The organism is Parachryseolinea silvisoli (assembly GCF_021190955.1).
Classification (GTDB): Bacteria; Bacteroidota; Bacteroidia; order Cytophagales; family Cyclobacteriaceae; genus Ohtaekwangia; species Ohtaekwangia silvisoli.
Map to the genome: position 1 here is coordinate 292,967 of NZ_JAIOAO010000005.1, position 17,299 is coordinate 310,265.

Genomic DNA, 17,299 nt, shown 5'->3' on the forward strand with positions numbered 1-17,299 from the left:
TTCTGCCCCCCGGAAATGTGATTGTTAGGATTTCTACATCATATAGTTGTTGATTCAGGTATGTCTTGTAGTTATGCTGCTCTTTAGAGGGCCTCTTCTTTCGAAGAGGCCTTTTTATTTGTCTTTCTTAAAACGTACAGGTCACTCCCAGGGAATAGTAGGCACCCTGGTTCCAACGCTCTGACTCATAGTCGCTTTTCGGTGCAGTTGTTCCTTCAAAGGTTTTAAACTTGCCCGGATCATAGCTACCATCATAGTTACTGTCGCGCCACCGTACAATATCCTGGTTCAGCAGGTTCTGCACGCCACCCTTTACCTTCAGGTATTTACCAATGGGATGAATGACGACAATATCCAGCTGGCGCTGTGCTTTCTCATGCAGGTTGCCGATAAAGGTCGGTGCCGTAGCGATCAGGCGCGGGCCGATCTCATTATAGGCTACTGTTACCACCGCTTTACTGCCGGGTGCTTCATAATACAAGCTGACATTATATATATAAGGCGAAGAGCCGGTCAGCGGACGTTCAGCACGGATAGGCTTCACGGAAGAATCGTCCCCCTCCTGCAACACCAGCTCGTCATCCAGGATAGTATGCACAAAGGCCGCATTGGCAATCACCGAAAACCTGTCAGCGAACGGCAATCCGGTAAACGCCAGGTTTTTGCGCACCTCCAGCTCTGTACCGATCAACTGCGCGCGCTTCTTATTGTACCATTTACGGTAAAGACGACTCCAGGACGGGAAACCATACTCCACGATCTCAATCGGGTTGCTGATATCTTTGTAGAATCCGCCCACGGACACAAATTCAGTTTCCGTGGGGTACCACTCCCAGCGTAAGTCGTAATTGTCCAGCTCTGCGTTGACCAGGTCAATGTTGCCCTGGTAATTACGTCCATCGCGTGTATTGAAGAAAGACGATCTCGATCGCTCGCGGAATGCTGGCCGATCAAGCGTTCTGCCATACCCTGCGCGGATTTTGTTCTTTTCGTTAACGTTCCACGTAATGTTGGCGCTCGGTAAATAATATTCATAATCGGGTCCCGGCAGATCTACGATGACTGTCTCAGTCGTGATTTCCCCAGTCTCCGGATTAACCACCTGCACCCTGCGTTGGTCAGAACGCACGGGTACACCTTGCGCATCATACAACTCGGTAAACTCGCGTTCATATCGAACACCTCCGAAAATTTCCAGCTTATTATTCAGGAGCTTTATCAGCGGAGCTACATAGAAAGCGGCAACATCCTGCGAATAACCATACGACAAGGCACTGAACGAGTTCACCATATCAAAACCGCGTCTGTCCTCCCGGAAATTTTCGTCCGATAAGATACCGCTCAGGTTTGTCCAGGGCTGGTACACATTCATATATTGCCCGGTCACCTCCGGCGCGGTTCCAAGCTGGGGAATGGTTACGGTAAACACGGTATTTTCAAATGTACGCTCGTTCCATTGCAGCAACGTACCCGCCTTCAGCGTAAGGTAATCCGTCAGAGCGTAGCTGTAATCCAGGCCGGCAAGCTTATTTTTATCTTCTGTATTGTAATATTGACGGGGTGCTTCGCCCGATTGGTTTACACCGAACGACACATCATAATTGGTTCCTCCGGGTTGCCGGATAAACTTATACATCTGAAAATCCGGAATATTTTCTTCCATACTTACCTGTCCCAACCTCCAGCCCAGGCGATGACGTCCCATAACATGATCACCGCTTATCTGCGACGAGATCAGATCACGCACACGATACTCAAATGACAACGTTCTCACCCTTGCCTGCCGACCGGCAATCAGCGGTTCGCCGCTGGCTTCTATATCGCCTGCTGCCGAGAAGAATGTGTTATCTGCCGCGCTACGATTCGCAAACACGTTTACGTCAATGCGATGATTTTCATTGATGATGATCCCCAGCGACTCCAGTAAAGAAAGGCGTACATCTTCCGTATAAATCGAGTCATACGACTGATCCATGATGTTGGGCACCTTCATTCCGTCGTAGTCAATCGAGTCACGCTGCGTCCATTGTTCCCGTACATGGTTCTGATCAAAATCGCGTTGGTAGGTATAGCCCAACGAAAGCAGGTTGTTCAGCCGGACACCCGGCAATTTATACGAGTCGTAATAATTCAGGGAAAAACGGCGGTCGAAGCCATGATGATCCTTTATCAGATTGTTGGCAGCCGGCATGGTGCGAATAGCCGCCATGCGCTCACCCGGATAAAATTCGGCCGAGGGTAGCTGGTAGTTCTTATCATAGAATTTCGACGGCATCTCACGGTCCTTTGCACCAAGCGCCCATGCATCTTTTGAACTGTTGTTACTACCGGTATAATGGTCGGCAAAAGACGACTCACCTGTGCGGTACTGTGCCGACGCATTGACCTCAAAACGGCGGGCCACCTGGTTACGCGGTGTACCCACTTTGATCACGCCACCGCCAAAGCCGCCCGGAAGTTCGGGCGAAGGCAGTTTATATATTTTGATATCGTCGATCAGGCCACTGGGAATGAGGTTAAACGCAAACGCCCGGGTGTCACTTTCGGTGCTGGGTGTCAGCATGCCGTTCAGGTAGGTAATGTTATAGCGTGGGTCGAGACCCCGCACCAGCACGAAGTTGTTCAATACCGTCACCCCGGGCACGCGCCGCATCACGTCGGCCGCGTCACGGTCCAGGCTGCGTACGATCTGCACGTTGCTGATGCCGGTCACAATATTATTGGTAGAACGCATGTCCGACAGCAGCGACTCTTCCGTGCTATGCTGGATCGGCGTAAACCGCACGTCTACACCGGCTTCCACCACCACCTCCTGCAGGCTGGATGCTCCCTGTGAAAGGGCCACCGAAAGGGTCGAGGCGTTGTTGGCCGTAACGGCAATGTTCTCTATTTTTTTACTCTGGTAGCCAATGAACGATACCACCACGGAGTAGTTACCCGGCAACAGTTTTGTGAGTTGAAACTTGCCATCTTTATCGGTGGATGCCCCCTGACTGGTGCCCTCGATCATGACGCTGGCGCCGGGCAATGTCAACCCGCCGTCGGCATCGGTCACAACGCCCTGTATACTGCCTGTCGCCTGCCGCAACTGCGGCAACGGTTCGGCCACCAGCACGATGCTGTTACGCACTTGCCGCGCACGCATATGTTTGGCCGCAAGCAACTTCCGCAGAATATCAGCCACCGACGTATTGTCCGCCGACAGGCTCACCCGCGTGCGGGTGTCGAGCTCCGCCCGGTTATACACAAACCGGAAGCCCGTGCGCCGTTCGATATCCTCCAATACGTCCGACAACGGCATGTTCGTCACATGCAGGCTCATACGGGTATTTTGAATGCCCTGGGCGGATCCCGTTTCCGCAAAAAGAAGAGTGCTGCAGACACAAATGAGAAGACCAACTATCGAGGTGTACCGCATAAAAATGAAAAAGACATTCCAGAATCCTTTCCAAAGGATTTTTTCCATATACTTGAAATAGGTTTTAATACTGCGTTTTACAAAAGATTAAAGCCGCTTCCCGTACTGCCGCCAAGCCTTTCGGGAAGCTTTTGGCAACCGGCAGGGATATCCATCCCTTCCGGTTGTTCTTTTTTATGTCAGGTGAAAGTCTTAAGCATAGCGTTTGTAAAGAATATAGTCATAGGATAAGTATCTAGTAATGTCCCGCTTTACCGCGTTGTCGCCGGGCAGCCGCGGCCGACAATCTTCACCTGGTGCGATTCAACTGCATAGGTAAATCCGACCGTCATACCAATCGTCTTCAATACGTTCGGCAACGATTCATTCTTAAAGCTGGCATGGATCATACACCGGTTAATCGCGGGATCCGACACGATAATCGTTACCCCATACCATTTCTCCAGGCGCCTTAACGCCTCCTGGAACGTCAAATTCTTGAGATTCAGCACGCCATCCTTCCAGGCGGCGTAGTCGTATGCCTCCACCTGCATACGGGTAACATTACCTGTTTGGCGATTGTAGATCAGTTGCTGATCGGGATCCAGCAGCGCTAACTCCTCCAGCGTTCCTTGCACACTGTCCTCCCGTGCCACGGACACTTTTCCCTCCAGCAGCGTCACGGCAATGTTGTCCTCTGCTTGTTCTGCTTTCACATTAAAGTGGGTGCCCAATACACGCGTGGAAAGTGTGGACGTCGCAACGATAAACGGCCGCTGGGTGTCACGGCGTACTTCAAAGTAGGCCTCCCCTACCAGCCGCACACGGCGGTCCTCTTTATTATAGTTGCTTGAATATGTCAGCCGGCTGTAGCTGGCCAGCCAGATCACGGAGCTGTCGGGCATCGTGATCTGCTGGCGGTCGGCCTGTGAGGTGATCGTATAATATTGTGCGGGACGTGAACCCCGGAAGAAAAAATATCCACCCACGAGCGCCCCGATCAGGATTGTCACGGAGGCTGCTATACGGAGCGTCACGCCGCCAAACCAGTGGCGGGAAACCGCTTTCCGCGGCGCTTCGTCCACGGCAATTCTTTCTCGAATATCACGGAACATGGCTTTTCTGTCCGCTTCCGCCAGGGGCACGCCCTTTGCCGACTGCGCCCAATAGTCTTCTAAAAGCCCGGGAATCGCAGCGTCATCCCGCTGCAGCGCTTCCTCCACAAACCGCTCCTCACCGGGAGTACAGCGGTTTTCGAAATAACGTCGCAACAGGTCTTCGGTAAGGTGCATGTATTCGTTTTATTGTAATACACACCTCCTGTACGATTTCCTATACGCGCAAAGATTAAGGATATGTTACGGAATCATGATCCGTTATTCACATACACGGCTAACGTCCTGCTTGACCATGTATAAACGGATCTGTTTCATGGCTTTGGCTACTTGCACTTCTACGGTGCCGTCAGAGATCTGCAGCGTGCTGGCCACCTGCTTATACGAAAGCCCTTGTATTTTGCACAACTCAAAGATCCGCTTGCGCCGCGGCGGCAACGTCTCAATAGCCTCTTCTAATAAAACGGAATAGGTGTCTTCTGTTCCTTCCTCGGCCGACAACGCCATCAACGGTTGGTCGCGTTGATACTCTTCCGCCACACCGGCCTGGCTTTTGCGTTTGCGCAAAATATTGAGGGCATGGTTGCGGCAGATCGCAAAGAGATAAAACGCCAGCTCACGATCTTCCTGCAGCTGCTCACGACTGTCCCACAACTTCACAAAAACGTCCTGGGTAGCTTCCCGGGCATCTTCCCCCGACCGCAACAGCGTGTATAGAAACCGATACACACGGTCCACGTACGCGGTATACACAAGCTCAAAAGCGCGAACAGAACCTTCTTTAACAGATTTTACCACTTCACGATCGACTGACATAACGGACTGTTTTAGAGTAGCCAAGTATACCGGTAAAACTTGGAATTTATATTACTTGATTATTAAGATTTCGATTGAAATCCAGCTGGATACCACTAAGCGTTGTTCGTATCCGTTGATAAACCAATCGAATATACCGGGACACCCTGGAATGAAAAACGCCGTGTCAGTAGTCCGGGACATCCATAACGATAAAATAACATCTTCCACACCCCATCGTTGCCTGGACCGATTAGCTTTGTTGTAGTAGTAAGTTTATTCCTTTGGGTTAGTGTTTCCCTTCAGGGTGGTTCCTGAAGGGATTTTTTTTACCTTACACCCACCAGACAACAAAACCCCCGTGTATGAAAACCGAAAAAGAAAAGATGGTGGCGGGTGAGCTGTATTATGCGCTCGATCCCGAACTTGTGGCCGACCGCCGGCAGGCCAAACAACTGCTGCACCGGCTCAACATCACCGAATATGTGGTAGGGCCCGGCGCGCTGGCCGTCCTGCGTGAGCTGATGCCCAACACCCATCCTTCTTTATATATTGAGCCGCCCTTCCAGTGTGACTATGGGTATAATATTTACTGCGGCGAGAACGTTTACTTCAACGTGCAGTGTACCATCCTGGATGTCATGCGCGTCACCATCGGGTCGAACGTGATGTTTGGCCCGGGGGCACAGCTCTATACCGCCACGCATCCCCTCGATGCGATGTTGCGCCGCACGCAGGAATTTGCCAGGCCCATCACCATCGGCGACGACTGCTGGATCGGCGGCGGCGCCATCCTCTGCCCCGGCGTGACCATCGGCGACCGGTGTGTGATCGGCGCCGGCGCCGTGGTCACACGCGACGTACCGAGCGACTCGCTGGCCGTCGGCAACCCCGCCCGTGTCGTTCGCAACCTGACGGCTAATGGCACATTGCCGGACTGATCAATCGTAGTGTTCTCACTTGTTCTGTATGCCTGATAAAAAGACAAAAAAAAATCAGCCCCCCGACCGCTTCTTTGACCGTGACCTCAGCTGGCTTTCTTTCAATGCGCGCGTGCTGGCCGAAGCCCAACGCGAAAGCGTGCCGTTGATGGAACGCATCCGGTTCCTGTCCATCTATTCATCCAACCTAGACGAATTTTATCGCGTACGCGTACCGGCGCTGATGGCCCTGCAAACGCTGGCCACCAAAAGCGGCGGCCGCGACCTGGTCGATGTGTTGCCCGACGTCACACAAACCATTCACACGCAGCAAGAACAGTTCGGGCAAACCATGATCACGCAGATCCTGCCCGCGCTCCTGCGACACAACATCCGGTTGCTCTATCACTCGCCGATCCCCGACGTGATCTTACCGGCCGTGCACGACGCCTTTGCACACGACGCCGCCACCTTTCTCCACATCATACCGTTGCCCGAACGCACGGACTTCTTCCCCGAGAACAATACGCTATACCTGGTCATCGCGCACGCGGACCCCGACGGCACCGAACGCATCAGCCTGGTACGCGTGCCCACGCATCACCTGCCACGGTTCTACAGCTTCCACCACGGCGGCATGCAGTATATACTTTTCCTGGAAGACATCATCCGCGCCAACCTCAGCAAGGCCTTTGGTGAAGACCGCATCCTCGCCTGTCACAGCTTTAAGGTGACCCGCGATGCCGAGCTGGACCTGAACGACGAGTTTGAAGGCAACCTGGCCAAGAAGATCGAACGCAAGATCACGCAGCGTGAGCTGGGATTCGCCACCCGCTTCCTGCACGAGCCCGGCATCCCACCGCACATCCTGGCGTATCTTAAAAAACAGTTGGGGTTGAAGAAGGCCACCTTTGTACAAGGCGGCGCACACCACAACCTGAAAGACCTGGCATCGCTGCCGCTAAAAGATCCGTCATTCTCCTACGCGCCCTGGACCACCCGGCCCTACATTCCGCATAATCCCGAAGGCTCGCTCTGCGAAGAGATCCGCGAGCGTGACATCCTCCTGCATCCACCCTATCACACCTACCACGCCGTGCTGCGCTTCTTTAACGAAGCGTCCATCGATCCGTACGTCACCCGCATCTACGTGACCTTGTATCGCGTCGCCCACGATTCGCGCATTGCCCATGCGTTGATCAACGCGGCACGCAACGGCAAGAAAGTAACGGTCTTTGTCGAGCTGAAGGCCCGGTTCGACGAGGCCAACAATTTACATTGGATGAAAAAAATGAAAGCCTCGGGCGTACAGGTCATCCAAAGCCTCCCGGGCCTGAAAGTACACGCCAAAATGGCCATGCTTAAACGCAAGACCGTCACCGGCACCGAATACCTCGGCCTGCTGGCCACGGGCAACTTCAACGAAAGCACCGCGCGTTTTTATACGGACCATATTTTATTTACCGCCCACCAGCCCATGCTGCTGGAGATCGAAAAGGTATTCCGGTTCCTCAAACAAAAAAGACGTCCCGGCGCCACGCCCTCCATCGCCTTCCGCTACCTGCTGGTTGGCCAATTCAATTTACAGCAACAATTTTTACAGCTTATCGAGCGGGAGATCGCCTTTGCCCGCAAAGGCATTCCGGCCGCCATCACCATCAAGCTCAACAACCTGGAAGACAAAGTACTGATCAGCAAACTGTACGACGCCTCGCGCGCCGGCGTACACGTATCGCTGATCGTACGCAGCGTGTGCTGCCTCATCCCGGGCGTGCCGGGCATGAGCGAAAACATTACCGTACGCCGCATCATCGACCGTTATCTGGAACACGGCCGTGTGTTTATCTTCCGCAATGCCGGCGACGAAGAGATTTTCCTCGGCTCGGCAGACTGGATGAACCGGAATATATACCGACGGGTAGAGGTATGCTTTCCCTTGCGCGACAGCGCTTTAAAAACGATCGTTAAAAATATGCTGCAATGGCAGCTTCAGGATACCGAGCAGGCGGTGATCCTCGACGACCACTTGCAAAACATACCCGTCACACGGCCGCCGGGCGTTGCACCCGTGCGCTCGCAACAGCAAATCGCAGAAATGATCTAGCGCAAAAAAATGCTAACGGATCGTTAGCATACCTTTCTGCTCTGGAATGCAGGCGCCTGTCAGGCGATAGAAATATACGCCAGTAGTCAGGCCGCCTCCATTCCAATCGTTTTTATAAAGCGGCTCCTGGTATACCTGCATTCCCCAGCGGTTATATACCTGAAGCGCCACCGGAATAGCATCGGGATTCGGTATAGCGATAAAGTACTCATTCCAGTCATCGCCGTTCGGGGTAATGATATTCGGCATAAATTCCGGTACATAGTGTAGCTTTGTAAAAGTCACCGTATCCTGTATCGCACCGCAGCCATTGCGCACATCCACCCAATAAACACCAAATTCTTTCACCGGTAAGGTCGGCGAGGTTGATCCGTCCTGCCAGGTAATGCTGGCGCCGGATGGCACCGTTGCCACCAGCACCCTCTCCTTCATTTCACACGCAACCTCATCCTCCCCCAGCGTAAAAGGAACAAGCGAGACATCCATTGTCACGCGAATGGTGTCCGACCGCTGCGTACAGGCATTTTCAACCGTCACCCAATATTCCCCCGTCGTCGTCACGGCGATCGATGGTGTCGTGGCACCTGTACTCCACAGGAATGTCCTTCCGATGATGGGGAGATCCGTGGAGAGCTGCACCGACGGCTGGTCACACACACGCCGCTCTTCACCGAGGTCGAACACGATGGATTCCTGGGGCTGTTCGGCAAATTCTACTGTGTCGCGATCCATACCACACGCATTCGTCACCTCGACCCAGTATTTGCCAAAATCACGCACGTCGTATACCGGCTGCGTGGAGCCATCCTGCCAGGTAAAGGCATAGTCACCGGAAACTCCGGTCACCGGCTGAAGCTTGCCCGGCACCATCACACAAAGGACCTTGTCGACGCCGAGCGATACCACGGGCTTCTGACGGAAAGTCACCTCCACCGTATCCCGGTCGAACCGGCAGCCGTTCGTGAGTTCGACCCAGTATGATCCCGAAGCGTTGATGGTAATAGTGGGCGTGGTCGCCCCCGTACTCCACAGAAAGGTCCCTGTATGCGGCGTGGTCGCCGTCAGTGAACGCGAAGGCTGGTCGCAGATCAGCTGGTCCGGCCCCAGGCCCACCGTAATGGGAGCGGACGCCTGGTCATTACGCAAGACCTCAAACCGATCGGCAATGCCGGTGGTGGTGGTCACCGTCTCCCAGGTAGGCCCGCTGTTGTTAGTACGCGTACTCACCGTGCACGGCGCGTGCCCGTCGTACAGATACTCCAGGTCGAACGTATACCCGGTGCCGCTTCCGGCGGAAAACACTCCGAAATAGGGCTGCCCGACGTGCGCCATATCCAATCCACCTGTCTGGCTGGGCAAGGCATTTACCCGGTACAGGTGCATGCCTTGTGGCGCGCCCTTCACGTTCTTGACCACCAGCTCGTGTGTTCCGTCAGCCGAGACCATTGCTGTCGCGGTGGTCCATGGAGCCGCCGGATAAAGATAGGTGCTCTCGTCGCCAATCGCCGCGCCGGAATATACCCGGGTAGGGTTGCCGTGAAGTATACCGTCGTAATGCTTTGACGAAACATCTTTTACGGTCGCACCGGATGTCTCATCGAAATTCCAGTACCCGATCAGCCCGCTTTCCGTGCCCGTCAGTTTCCTGCACATCGTCGCCCGGATCTCCGTTTCGGTCAGCGCCCGATCCCAGATACGCAGGTCATCCAGCATACCCTTGAAGCGATACACGGTACTATTGGTAACGTAGTATCCTATCTTGGCGACATCGTTTGGAAAATTTGACGCCATCGGCAAGTCGCTCGAACCAGAAGGGTTGCCATTCACGCGCACACCGTTCAGGTACAGATCCATATCCGTGGCACCCCGCATCACAGCAGTAAGGTGTATCCAGCGTCCCCGTTTATTGCCGACGGTCGACGATATCGCGCGACGATACGCAGGGTTATCTTCCCCCTGGCCATCGCCATATTCGACCGAGAAATTGTTCTCCGACATTTGAAACCAAAACCCATTATAAAGCGGCGAATTGTCCTGGCTTGTGAAGATCGGGTTTAAACCCGACGCCGAATTGTCCAGGTTCGTCCATACCGAAATCGTCAACGGAAGCTTGACATCATCGTAAATATTGCCCAGGTCCACGTAATCGTCAACACCGTCGAATTGCAAGGCACGTCCAGACCCGACATAATCGATCGTTTGTGCAACCACCGAAGAGGCAAAAGACAGGAAAACCGCAAAAACCACTGAAAAACGCATAGAAAACGAAATCAAACGAAAAATTCTGCGACGCAAGATAACCACATCGCGGGAGTATTACCGCACTATTTTCACCCGAACCTGGATCCCTTGTCGTCATACACAACGGCAACGATGCACGCCGGGGTGGGCTCCCAGCTCCTACGCCAAAGCATCTGCCACGGAAACAGCATATATACCGCCACTGCGCGTGATGTCGCGATGCCAGCAAACGTCCGTGTGATCACAACAACCGATAACAGGATGTTGCCTGCATAACTGTATAGCACACACCAGAAGATAATGATTTGATAATACCGTATATACGTCAGTCCAACACCAGCCTGTTACTTTTGTGTCATAGGATTTGGGTTAATGAAAAAAGGGAGCGACTTTCGGGCTGCTCCTTTTTTTATTTCATCCCTTTCTCCGGTAAAACAGTATATGAATTATACCATCTCATCAATAATAATTTCATAACACAGTATAATTCGATTTTTTCCGGCCCGCGTGTACCTTTGTATCATTAGGACTAGGTTATGATAAACGGAAAGTAGCGGTCGCGAGATCGCTACTTTTTTTTGTACTCCGTTGTAAGGCTAGCGTGTACCAAAGGCTTTGTTGAGCGCTTCCGTACGGTTCTGTACGTGGAGCTTCCGATAGATATGATGAATGTGTTGACGCACCGTGCCGGTGCTGATGCCAAGTTGATCGCCGATCTCTTTGTATAACAGTCCCTTGGCAAGATACTCCAACACTTCGCGCTCGCGGACCGACAGGCCGCTGTTCTCCGGTACGGCCTCCACCGGCCGGAACGATCCTACCACTTTACGGGCGATCGCCGTGCTCATCGGCGCACCACCCTGGTGCAGCTCGCGGATTGCTTCGATGATCTTGTCCGGTGACGCGTTCTTCAATAAATAACCATTCGCACCGGCCGAGAGCGCCTGGAAGATCTGCTCGGCATCTTCGAATACGGTAAACATCAGGAACTGCATCTCGGGGCGTTTGGCCTTTACCTGTCGCATACATTCAATGCCACTCATGCCCGGTAAACTGATATCCATCACCACGATTTCCGGCGGGTTCTGCAACAGCCCGACAAGACCCTCTTCGGCCGACGCATAAACAAATGGACAGGTAAGGTCCTTCCGCTGGTTCAACAGGAATTTTAAACCTTCCCGTATCTCCAAAACATCTTCTACCACGGCCAGGTGAATCATATCCATAAGGCAAGATGGGTTAAGCCAAACCGCTCGATCAATAGAACAAAAGTTATACAGGTAAAACCGTCTCTAATTGGACGACGGTTCCGTTGTCGCCAAATACTTTTAAGGCGCCCCGCAACTCGCGTGCGCGCTTTTGCATATTGCGTAACCCATTGCCCATCAGGGCATCGGGAGTTGCCGGCAGGCCCCTGCCATTGTCACGGATGCTGACGCGCAAGGGGGTGAAACTATGAAAGTCGATTGTCACGGCGTTGGCGCGGGCATGTTTGACAATGTTGTGCAACGCTTCTTTGACCACCAGGTAGATCTGATGACGATCATGTTGCGATAACTGGATCTCGGGAATCGGGGCATGTACCTGGCAGGTAAACTGAATGTCGGCATTCTTGAGCATCTCGTCCGCCTGGACACGGATATACGCCACCAGATCGGCCAGCGTATCGTTTTCATGGCTCATCGCCCAGATGATCTCGTTCATCTTATCGATGAGCTTAGAGGCAATGGTTTCCATCTTGGTCGACAACGTGGCGTGCTCCTCCGGCGCCTGGCGCAAGGCGCGACTGATAAACAACATGGACGTGAGTCCGCCCCCAAGGTCGTCGTGCAACTCTTCACTGATGCGCTGCCGCTCCTGCGCCTGCCCATCCAGGGTCGCTTTCAGACGAATGGTCTCCTGCTCGGCTTGCAGGGATTGGAGCGCAGTCTGGTGGAGCTGCCGCCGTTGTCTGTAAAACAATACTGCCAACACCAGCAAGACCAGCATAAGCACGCACACAATAATCGCCGCAATCAACCAGAACCTGTGTTGGGCTGTTTCAGCTTCGCGCTGTTGCAGCAGCAGGTCTTTGCGTAAAAGCTCGTTGTGTTGTTCTCCTACTTTGTACCGGGTTTCGAGCTCCTGTACGTCTTTCAGCAGCGTGCCGTTTAACAACACGTGGTTGAGCGAATCGTGTCGTGCCCGGTAGCGGTCAGCCGCATCGTAGTGATGCAGCACCAGGTGAACATCTGACAGCAACAGGTAAAGCGCCGCCATGACTTCTTTCTGATCGTGCTCGCGTGCATATTCCAGCCCCTGCCAGATGTACGCATCCGCTTCCTGGAACTTACGCTGCTGGAACAACCCCGTGGCTATGCCTTTGTAGACAAAGGCCTTACCGGACACGTCCTCCAGCACATCCGTCAGCGGCAGCGCACGCAGGAATGCATCCATGTATTGCGGCACCAGGTCCTGTTGGATATACACCTCGCCGAGATTGATCAGGGAAGTCTCCTGCATGTGCAGATCGCCTACCTCCCCGCCGATCTTCAGTGTGCGTTGATAGGCCTCGATCGCTTCCTCGAGGCGGTGCAAATCTTTGAGCGCATTGCCCAGGTTGATGCAGCCGTTGCCAATGGCATACGGGTCGTTATGGCGCTCGCCGAGGGCCACCGCCTGCTGTGCGTAATCGAGCGCTTTTTCCGGCTGCAGCAGGTTGCGGTACAAGCCGCACAGATTGCTGTATAGCATCGCCTCGGCCTGCTCCTGGCCGAACGACTTGATGATCGGCAACGCCTTCAGGTAGTAGTCAATCGCGGCGCGGTAATCCTCCTGGTACTGGCACACAGCCCCCAGGTTGGCGTAGGCCTTTCCGAGCTGCAGTTTTAAACCGTGGCGACGGGCCACGTCGACAGCCTCTTCGTTGAGCTTGCGCGATTCGGCAAACTTGCCTTGCACATTCAGCACGGCCGTGATGTTGGCATAGTATGCCAATACCCCCGCGGGATAGCGGAGCTTGTCGCTGAGCGTCCGGGCGGCCGTATAATAGTACATGGCGGAATCCTGGTGGGACATTTCATATTGCTGCCCTGTGGTGATCAGCGCGTGCACCTTGTTGGTGTCGTCGGGCAGGCGTCGCAGCACCTGCCGAAGGCTATCGGTGTCCAGGCCCATCATCATCTGCGCCTCCACGGACGTAGCCACCCCTACCGCTACCAGCAGTGCACCGGCCATCCAAACACGCCGCCATACTATCCGAATGGAATCGCTCATATCGCGAAAGATACGATCCGGCGACTTTTTATTGAAATCCGCCATTCGGGCCGTATTTATACAACCCCGCCACATAGGTCTTGGCATCCTGAATGCCGCCTTCCCGCAGCAGGTGCCGGAATTCGGGAATCGTCAGCTCCACCAGCTCGATGTATTCGTGCTCGTTCTTGAGCCCGCCCCCACCGTCCTTCAGCTTGTCAGCATCGGTCACGGCCGCGTAATAAATGTTCAGCCGCTCGGAGCTGTAGCCCGGCGAAGCAAAACACGACACCAGCAATGAGAGCTGGTCCGGACGGACGCGATATCCCGCCTCCTCTTCCGTTTCGCGCAACGCCGCCGCCTCAGGCGTTTCCCCGGCATCAAGCCGCCCGGCGACAATCTCCAGGATCGACTCCGGTATCTTGGCCGCCACCGCATAGCGGAACTGGCGCGTAAGAACAATCTTCTGCGTGTCGGTATTAAACAGCAGCACCGCCGCCACATCCGGACGGTTAACACGATACCGTGGAAATACATTATCCTCGTCGTCGCGGACCGTGGCCTTCTCCACCACAATGCCTTCGCGAAGCAGCACCTCTTCTTTTTCGATCTTCATACGGGGTAGGAATTGTTTGAGCGTTGAAGATAATGGCTGGAACGGGGATTCCCTACTCCTACAAAACCTACACTGCAATCGAATGCGGAAGTTTTATACCATTTCCGGAAATAATAGGAAGTTTTAGGACAAAACGGCTATATCCGGAAGTCCACCGCTCCGCACATTTGCAAACATCGTTCCCATCGCGTTCTTTTAGAGAATAACAAAAAAAGTATAGCAGCGCATTGAAATTTGCTCTCGCGAGACCGGGTAGTGCGGGGATGTCTCCGTGTTGAGTCCGTGTATAGCCCGAGTATAGTCCGATATAAGCCCGTGCTAAAGGACGGAGACTACACCCGCTAACCGTCGGTTTACCTGGCAGGAAGAGTCGTACGCTCGACAAATTTCAATGACTTCACGACGGCGCCTACAGGTGCCGCCTGGGATGGTATTGTAATCACTTAACCAAATTATATACGTATGGCAACTTTAAAAAAAGGGCTCGACATCACCGGGCCGCTGGGAAATCTCAGCATTTATCAGGCGCGTGGTCTCGACAACAAGATTGTCCGTCAAAAAGGCGGACCGACCCGTGAGCAAATACTGCATGCACCAAACTTTGCACTGACACGATTAAACAATCAGGAGTTTACCGCCTGCGCATTAGCCGGTAAACACCTGCGACTTACGTTTGTCAGTCTTCGCGATTTATCGGGCGGGTTTAACTTCAGTGCGCCGATCACCGGACTGATGCAACTGATACAAAAACAAGATACGCTCAATCCAAAGGGCGCACGCGGAATAGCGCTGTCTAAATATCCCGATGTGCTACGAGGTTTCCCGCTGAATAAGACTAACCTGTTCGACGTCATTGTTCGAACAACACTGGAATGGTCGCTGGACCGCGCCAGCCGCACCGCGCGTGTAAACATCCCGGCCCTGATGCGGGACGTCAATTTTGTTCCACAAGACGATCACGCATTATTTCGCGTTGAGATTTCCCTGGGCATGGCTCCCGACTTCATCTATAACCATGATCAAAAAGAGTATCAGCCACCCCAATGGTATGGCACTAACAACGGCACCGGCACACTCAAAGCCATAACCCCCTGGTACGCATCCAAACAAGGCTGCCCATCCTCCACACTCGAAATAGCACTGGACCGCATCCCCGAAGACGACGCCTATACACTCATCCTTGCCATCGGCATCCGCTTCGGCGCCCTATACGGCGATAGCATCGTCAAAGAAGTGAAATACGCAGGCGCCGCTAAAATCCTCGGCGCGGCAGGCGCCTAGCGGCTACTCCGGCGTGACGTGCAGCAAATACCGCCGTGACAGCATGTCATTGCGGCGGGATGGGTCGAGGAACCCGACGTTGAAGCTGGAAGCGTTGTAGTTTACGGCCTGTTCGAGCGTGTCGATCTTTACAGGCAGTGTCTTGAGCTGCTCAAGCCCTTCCGGACCGGTGACGAGGTAATGGGGAGCGGGGGAAGTTGCCACCTGCGCCACCGTCCGGAGGGGTATGTCGGCTTTCATGTAGAAGCCGAAGTCATAACAGGCTTCAAAACCGGCCAGACTATAGATGTTATCAACGGGCACCTCACGCGCCGCCGCCCGGGTCGCCAGCGTGCGACCAGCCTGGTATTTCAAGGCCTCGGGGTAATAGTGAAAGCTCATGACAAAGAACAGGAACACGCCCAGCGACAGTGACATCAGCACCACCTTGCTGGTGCGGCCCAGGGTGTTCTCGAACAAGAAGAACACGGTTACCGACAGTAAGATCAAGATGCCGGTCATGGTAGGCAGGTCGCGCACGGGCAGGCAGTAGTCACACAGCACAATGATCCCGATGATGACGAGCGTCGCCAGGATTTGCTGCGATACGATCAACCGGTTCTTGGTCTGTGTGCCGCAGCGCAACAGGAAGGCTGCGGTAAAGATGGCCAGCAGCGGAAACGTGACGTGCAGGTAATGCGGCCACTTCGTGGACATGAGCGTTAATAGGATCACAGCAATGACCGGCGCTATGCCCGTCAGGATCTCGCGCTTGCGGTTGCGCAGTCCCTTGCGGAAGCGGTAGGAAATTTCTTTGGTATAGGCGGCAATGCACACCAGGCTCCACGGCAGGAACGCGCGAAAGAACGTATGCAAATAAAATACAGGCCCGGTACGTTTCACAAAACGGTTTACCTGGCCATGATAGCCATAGATCATCGGAGCCATCAGCGCCAGCGTTATCGCGGCTACTACCACCCACGGAAAAAGGCGCATGCCCTTCCGCCACGAGCGTTGTTGCACGATATATAGGCCAACGATCAGCAGTGGCATCAACACGGCGATACTGCCTTTGGCCGAAAAACCAATCCCCATGGCAAGCCCCGCCATGATCGCATGGAGCAACCGGTTGTTCGAAACAAGCAATACCATTTGCCAGATGGCACACAGGATGCAGGCTGTCAGGATGGCGTCCAGGCGCGGGTCATTACAGGCCAGGACAAACCAGCACGACGATGCAAGCACAATCGTAGCCAGGATGCCGGTCTTTCTGTTGTAGAGTAACGTCCCCAGGCGGTAGGTAGCATACAGGCATAGCAATGTGGCCAGGAACGACGGCAGTCGAAAGGCAAAGGCAGAAATACCGAAGAGCTCAAAGCTAACACCCGCCAGCCATACGACGATGCCATCGGAGACGGCATACTGACCGGTTTTATATCCATGCAACACCTGGGCGGCATCGCGGGCGGCGTCTTGCAGCAATTGCGGACTTAACAGGCCTTGCAGATAGATCGCACCCAGCACACAAGCGAATATGACGTAGTATACGCGGACAGGAATGCGGATGCGTTCCAAAAAAGTTTCTAACAAGAGGTGTATCGACTGCATAACATTTAT

At 53.8% G+C, this 17,299-nt stretch carries 12 protein-coding genes; 4 read left to right on the plus strand and 8 right to left on the minus strand.

Annotated features, from left to right (window positions below):
• Positions 1-127 precede the first annotated feature (127 nt).
• On the minus strand, positions 128-3,322 hold the full coding sequence (locus K7P01_RS26485) for a TonB-dependent receptor (RefSeq protein WP_267297614.1): 3,195 nt from the start codon (positions 3,320-3,322) through the stop codon (positions 128-130).
• Between K7P01_RS26485 and K7P01_RS26490 the strand changes: the two genes are divergently transcribed.
• Positions 3,311-3,649: a hypothetical protein gene (locus tag K7P01_RS26490; RefSeq protein WP_267297615.1), complete on the plus strand. Its 339-nt coding sequence runs from the start codon at positions 3,311-3,313 to the stop codon at positions 3,647-3,649. The two genes, K7P01_RS26485 and K7P01_RS26490, sit on opposite strands and share 12 nt — an antisense overlap.
• 20 nt (positions 3,650-3,669) lie before the next feature.
• Here K7P01_RS26490 and K7P01_RS26495 read toward each other — a convergent pair whose 3' ends face one another.
• Both K7P01_RS26495 and K7P01_RS26500 read right to left on the minus strand, forming a co-directional pair.
• Complete coding sequence (locus tag K7P01_RS26495; protein ID WP_267297616.1) at positions 3,670-4,689, minus strand: FecR family protein; 1,020 nt, start codon at positions 4,687-4,689, stop codon at positions 3,670-3,672.
• Between the two features lie 84 nt (positions 4,690-4,773).
• Complete coding sequence (locus K7P01_RS26500) at positions 4,774-5,328, minus strand: RNA polymerase sigma factor (RefSeq protein WP_267297617.1); 555 nt, start codon at positions 5,326-5,328, stop codon at positions 4,774-4,776.
• A 344-nt stretch (positions 5,329-5,672) separates the two neighbouring features.
• Between K7P01_RS26500 and K7P01_RS26505 the strand changes: the two genes are divergently transcribed.
• Together K7P01_RS26505 and ppk1 are read left to right on the plus strand one after the other, a co-directional pair.
• On the plus strand, positions 5,673-6,248 hold the full coding sequence (locus K7P01_RS26505; RefSeq protein WP_267297618.1) for a sugar O-acetyltransferase: 576 nt from the start codon (positions 5,673-5,675) through the stop codon (positions 6,246-6,248).
• A 28-nt stretch (positions 6,249-6,276) separates the two neighbouring features.
• Positions 6,277-8,331, plus strand: a complete 2,055-nt coding sequence (gene ppk1, locus K7P01_RS26510) for a polyphosphate kinase 1 (RefSeq protein WP_267297619.1) — start codon at positions 6,277-6,279, stop codon at positions 8,329-8,331.
• 12 nt (positions 8,332-8,343) lie between these two features.
• Here the strand turns inward: ppk1 and K7P01_RS26515 are convergent, their stop codons facing one another.
• The 4 genes from K7P01_RS26515 to K7P01_RS26530 form a co-directional block, all read right to left on the minus strand.
• Positions 8,344-10,590 carry a LamG-like jellyroll fold domain-containing protein gene (locus tag K7P01_RS26515; RefSeq protein ID WP_267297620.1) on the minus strand — a complete coding sequence of 749 codons (2,247 nt, stop codon included), beginning with the start codon at positions 10,588-10,590 and terminating at the stop codon, positions 8,344-8,346.
• Positions 10,591-11,168: 578 nt separating this feature from the next.
• The gene (locus tag K7P01_RS26520) at positions 11,169-11,798 is read right to left on the minus strand and encodes a response regulator (RefSeq protein WP_267297621.1); all 630 of its coding nucleotides are present in this window, start codon (positions 11,796-11,798) and stop codon (positions 11,169-11,171) included.
• A gap of 46 nt (positions 11,799-11,844) precedes the next feature.
• On the minus strand, positions 11,845-13,872 hold the full coding sequence (locus tag K7P01_RS26525; RefSeq protein WP_267297622.1) for a tetratricopeptide repeat-containing sensor histidine kinase: 2,028 nt from the start codon (positions 13,870-13,872) through the stop codon (positions 11,845-11,847).
• Positions 13,856-14,422 carry an NUDIX domain-containing protein gene (locus K7P01_RS26530; protein ID WP_267297623.1) on the minus strand — a complete coding sequence of 189 codons (567 nt, stop codon included), beginning with the start codon at positions 14,420-14,422 and terminating at the stop codon, positions 13,856-13,858. Before K7P01_RS26530 ends, K7P01_RS26525 begins: the two co-directional genes overlap by 17 nt.
• Positions 14,423-14,884: 462 nt before the next feature.
• Here K7P01_RS26530 and K7P01_RS26535 point away from each other — a divergent pair, with 462 nt between their 5' ends.
• On the plus strand, positions 14,885-15,703 hold the full coding sequence (locus K7P01_RS26535) for a hypothetical protein (RefSeq protein ID WP_267297624.1): 819 nt from the start codon (positions 14,885-14,887) through the stop codon (positions 15,701-15,703).
• A gap of 3 nt (positions 15,704-15,706) precedes the next feature.
• Here K7P01_RS26535 and K7P01_RS26540 read toward each other — a convergent pair whose 3' ends face one another.
• Positions 15,707-17,290, minus strand: a complete 1,584-nt coding sequence (locus K7P01_RS26540) for an ArnT family glycosyltransferase (RefSeq protein WP_267297625.1) — start codon at positions 17,288-17,290, stop codon at positions 15,707-15,709.
• Positions 17,291-17,299: the final 9 nt, after the last annotated feature.

What these genes read in the sequence shown, in the direction of transcription:
- K7P01_RS26490 (WP_267297615.1), top strand. Translation starts at nt 3,311, where the DNA reads ATGCAGGCTCATACGGGTATTTTGAATGCCCTGGGCGGATCCCGTTTC.
- K7P01_RS26485 (WP_267297614.1), bottom strand. Translation starts at nt 3,322, where the DNA reads ATGAGCCTGCATGTGACGAACATGCCGTTGTCGGACGTATTGGAGGAT.
- K7P01_RS26495 (WP_267297616.1), bottom strand. Translation starts at nt 4,689, where the DNA reads ATGCACCTTACCGAAGACCTGTTGCGACGTTATTTCGAAAACCGCTGT.
- K7P01_RS26500 (WP_267297617.1), bottom strand. Translation starts at nt 5,328, where the DNA reads ATGTCAGTCGATCGTGAAGTGGTAAAATCTGTTAAAGAAGGTTCTGTT.
- K7P01_RS26505 (WP_267297618.1), top strand. Translation starts at nt 5,673, where the DNA reads ATGAAAACCGAAAAAGAAAAGATGGTGGCGGGTGAGCTGTATTATGCG.
- ppk1 (WP_267297619.1), top strand. Translation starts at nt 6,277, where the DNA reads ATGCCTGATAAAAAGACAAAAAAAAATCAGCCCCCCGACCGCTTCTTT.
- K7P01_RS26515 (WP_267297620.1), bottom strand. Translation starts at nt 10,590, where the DNA reads ATGCGTTTTTCAGTGGTTTTTGCGGTTTTCCTGTCTTTTGCCTCTTCG.
- K7P01_RS26520 (WP_267297621.1), bottom strand. Translation starts at nt 11,798, where the DNA reads ATGGATATGATTCACCTGGCCGTGGTAGAAGATGTTTTGGAGATACGG.
- K7P01_RS26525 (WP_267297622.1), bottom strand. Translation starts at nt 13,872, where the DNA reads ATGGCGGATTTCAATAAAAAGTCGCCGGATCGTATCTTTCGCGATATG.
- K7P01_RS26530 (WP_267297623.1), bottom strand. Translation starts at nt 14,422, where the DNA reads ATGAAGATCGAAAAAGAAGAGGTGCTGCTTCGCGAAGGCATTGTGGTG.
- K7P01_RS26535 (WP_267297624.1), top strand. Translation starts at nt 14,885, where the DNA reads ATGGCAACTTTAAAAAAAGGGCTCGACATCACCGGGCCGCTGGGAAAT.
- K7P01_RS26540 (WP_267297625.1), bottom strand. Translation starts at nt 17,290, where the DNA reads ATGCAGTCGATACACCTCTTGTTAGAAACTTTTTTGGAACGCATCCGC.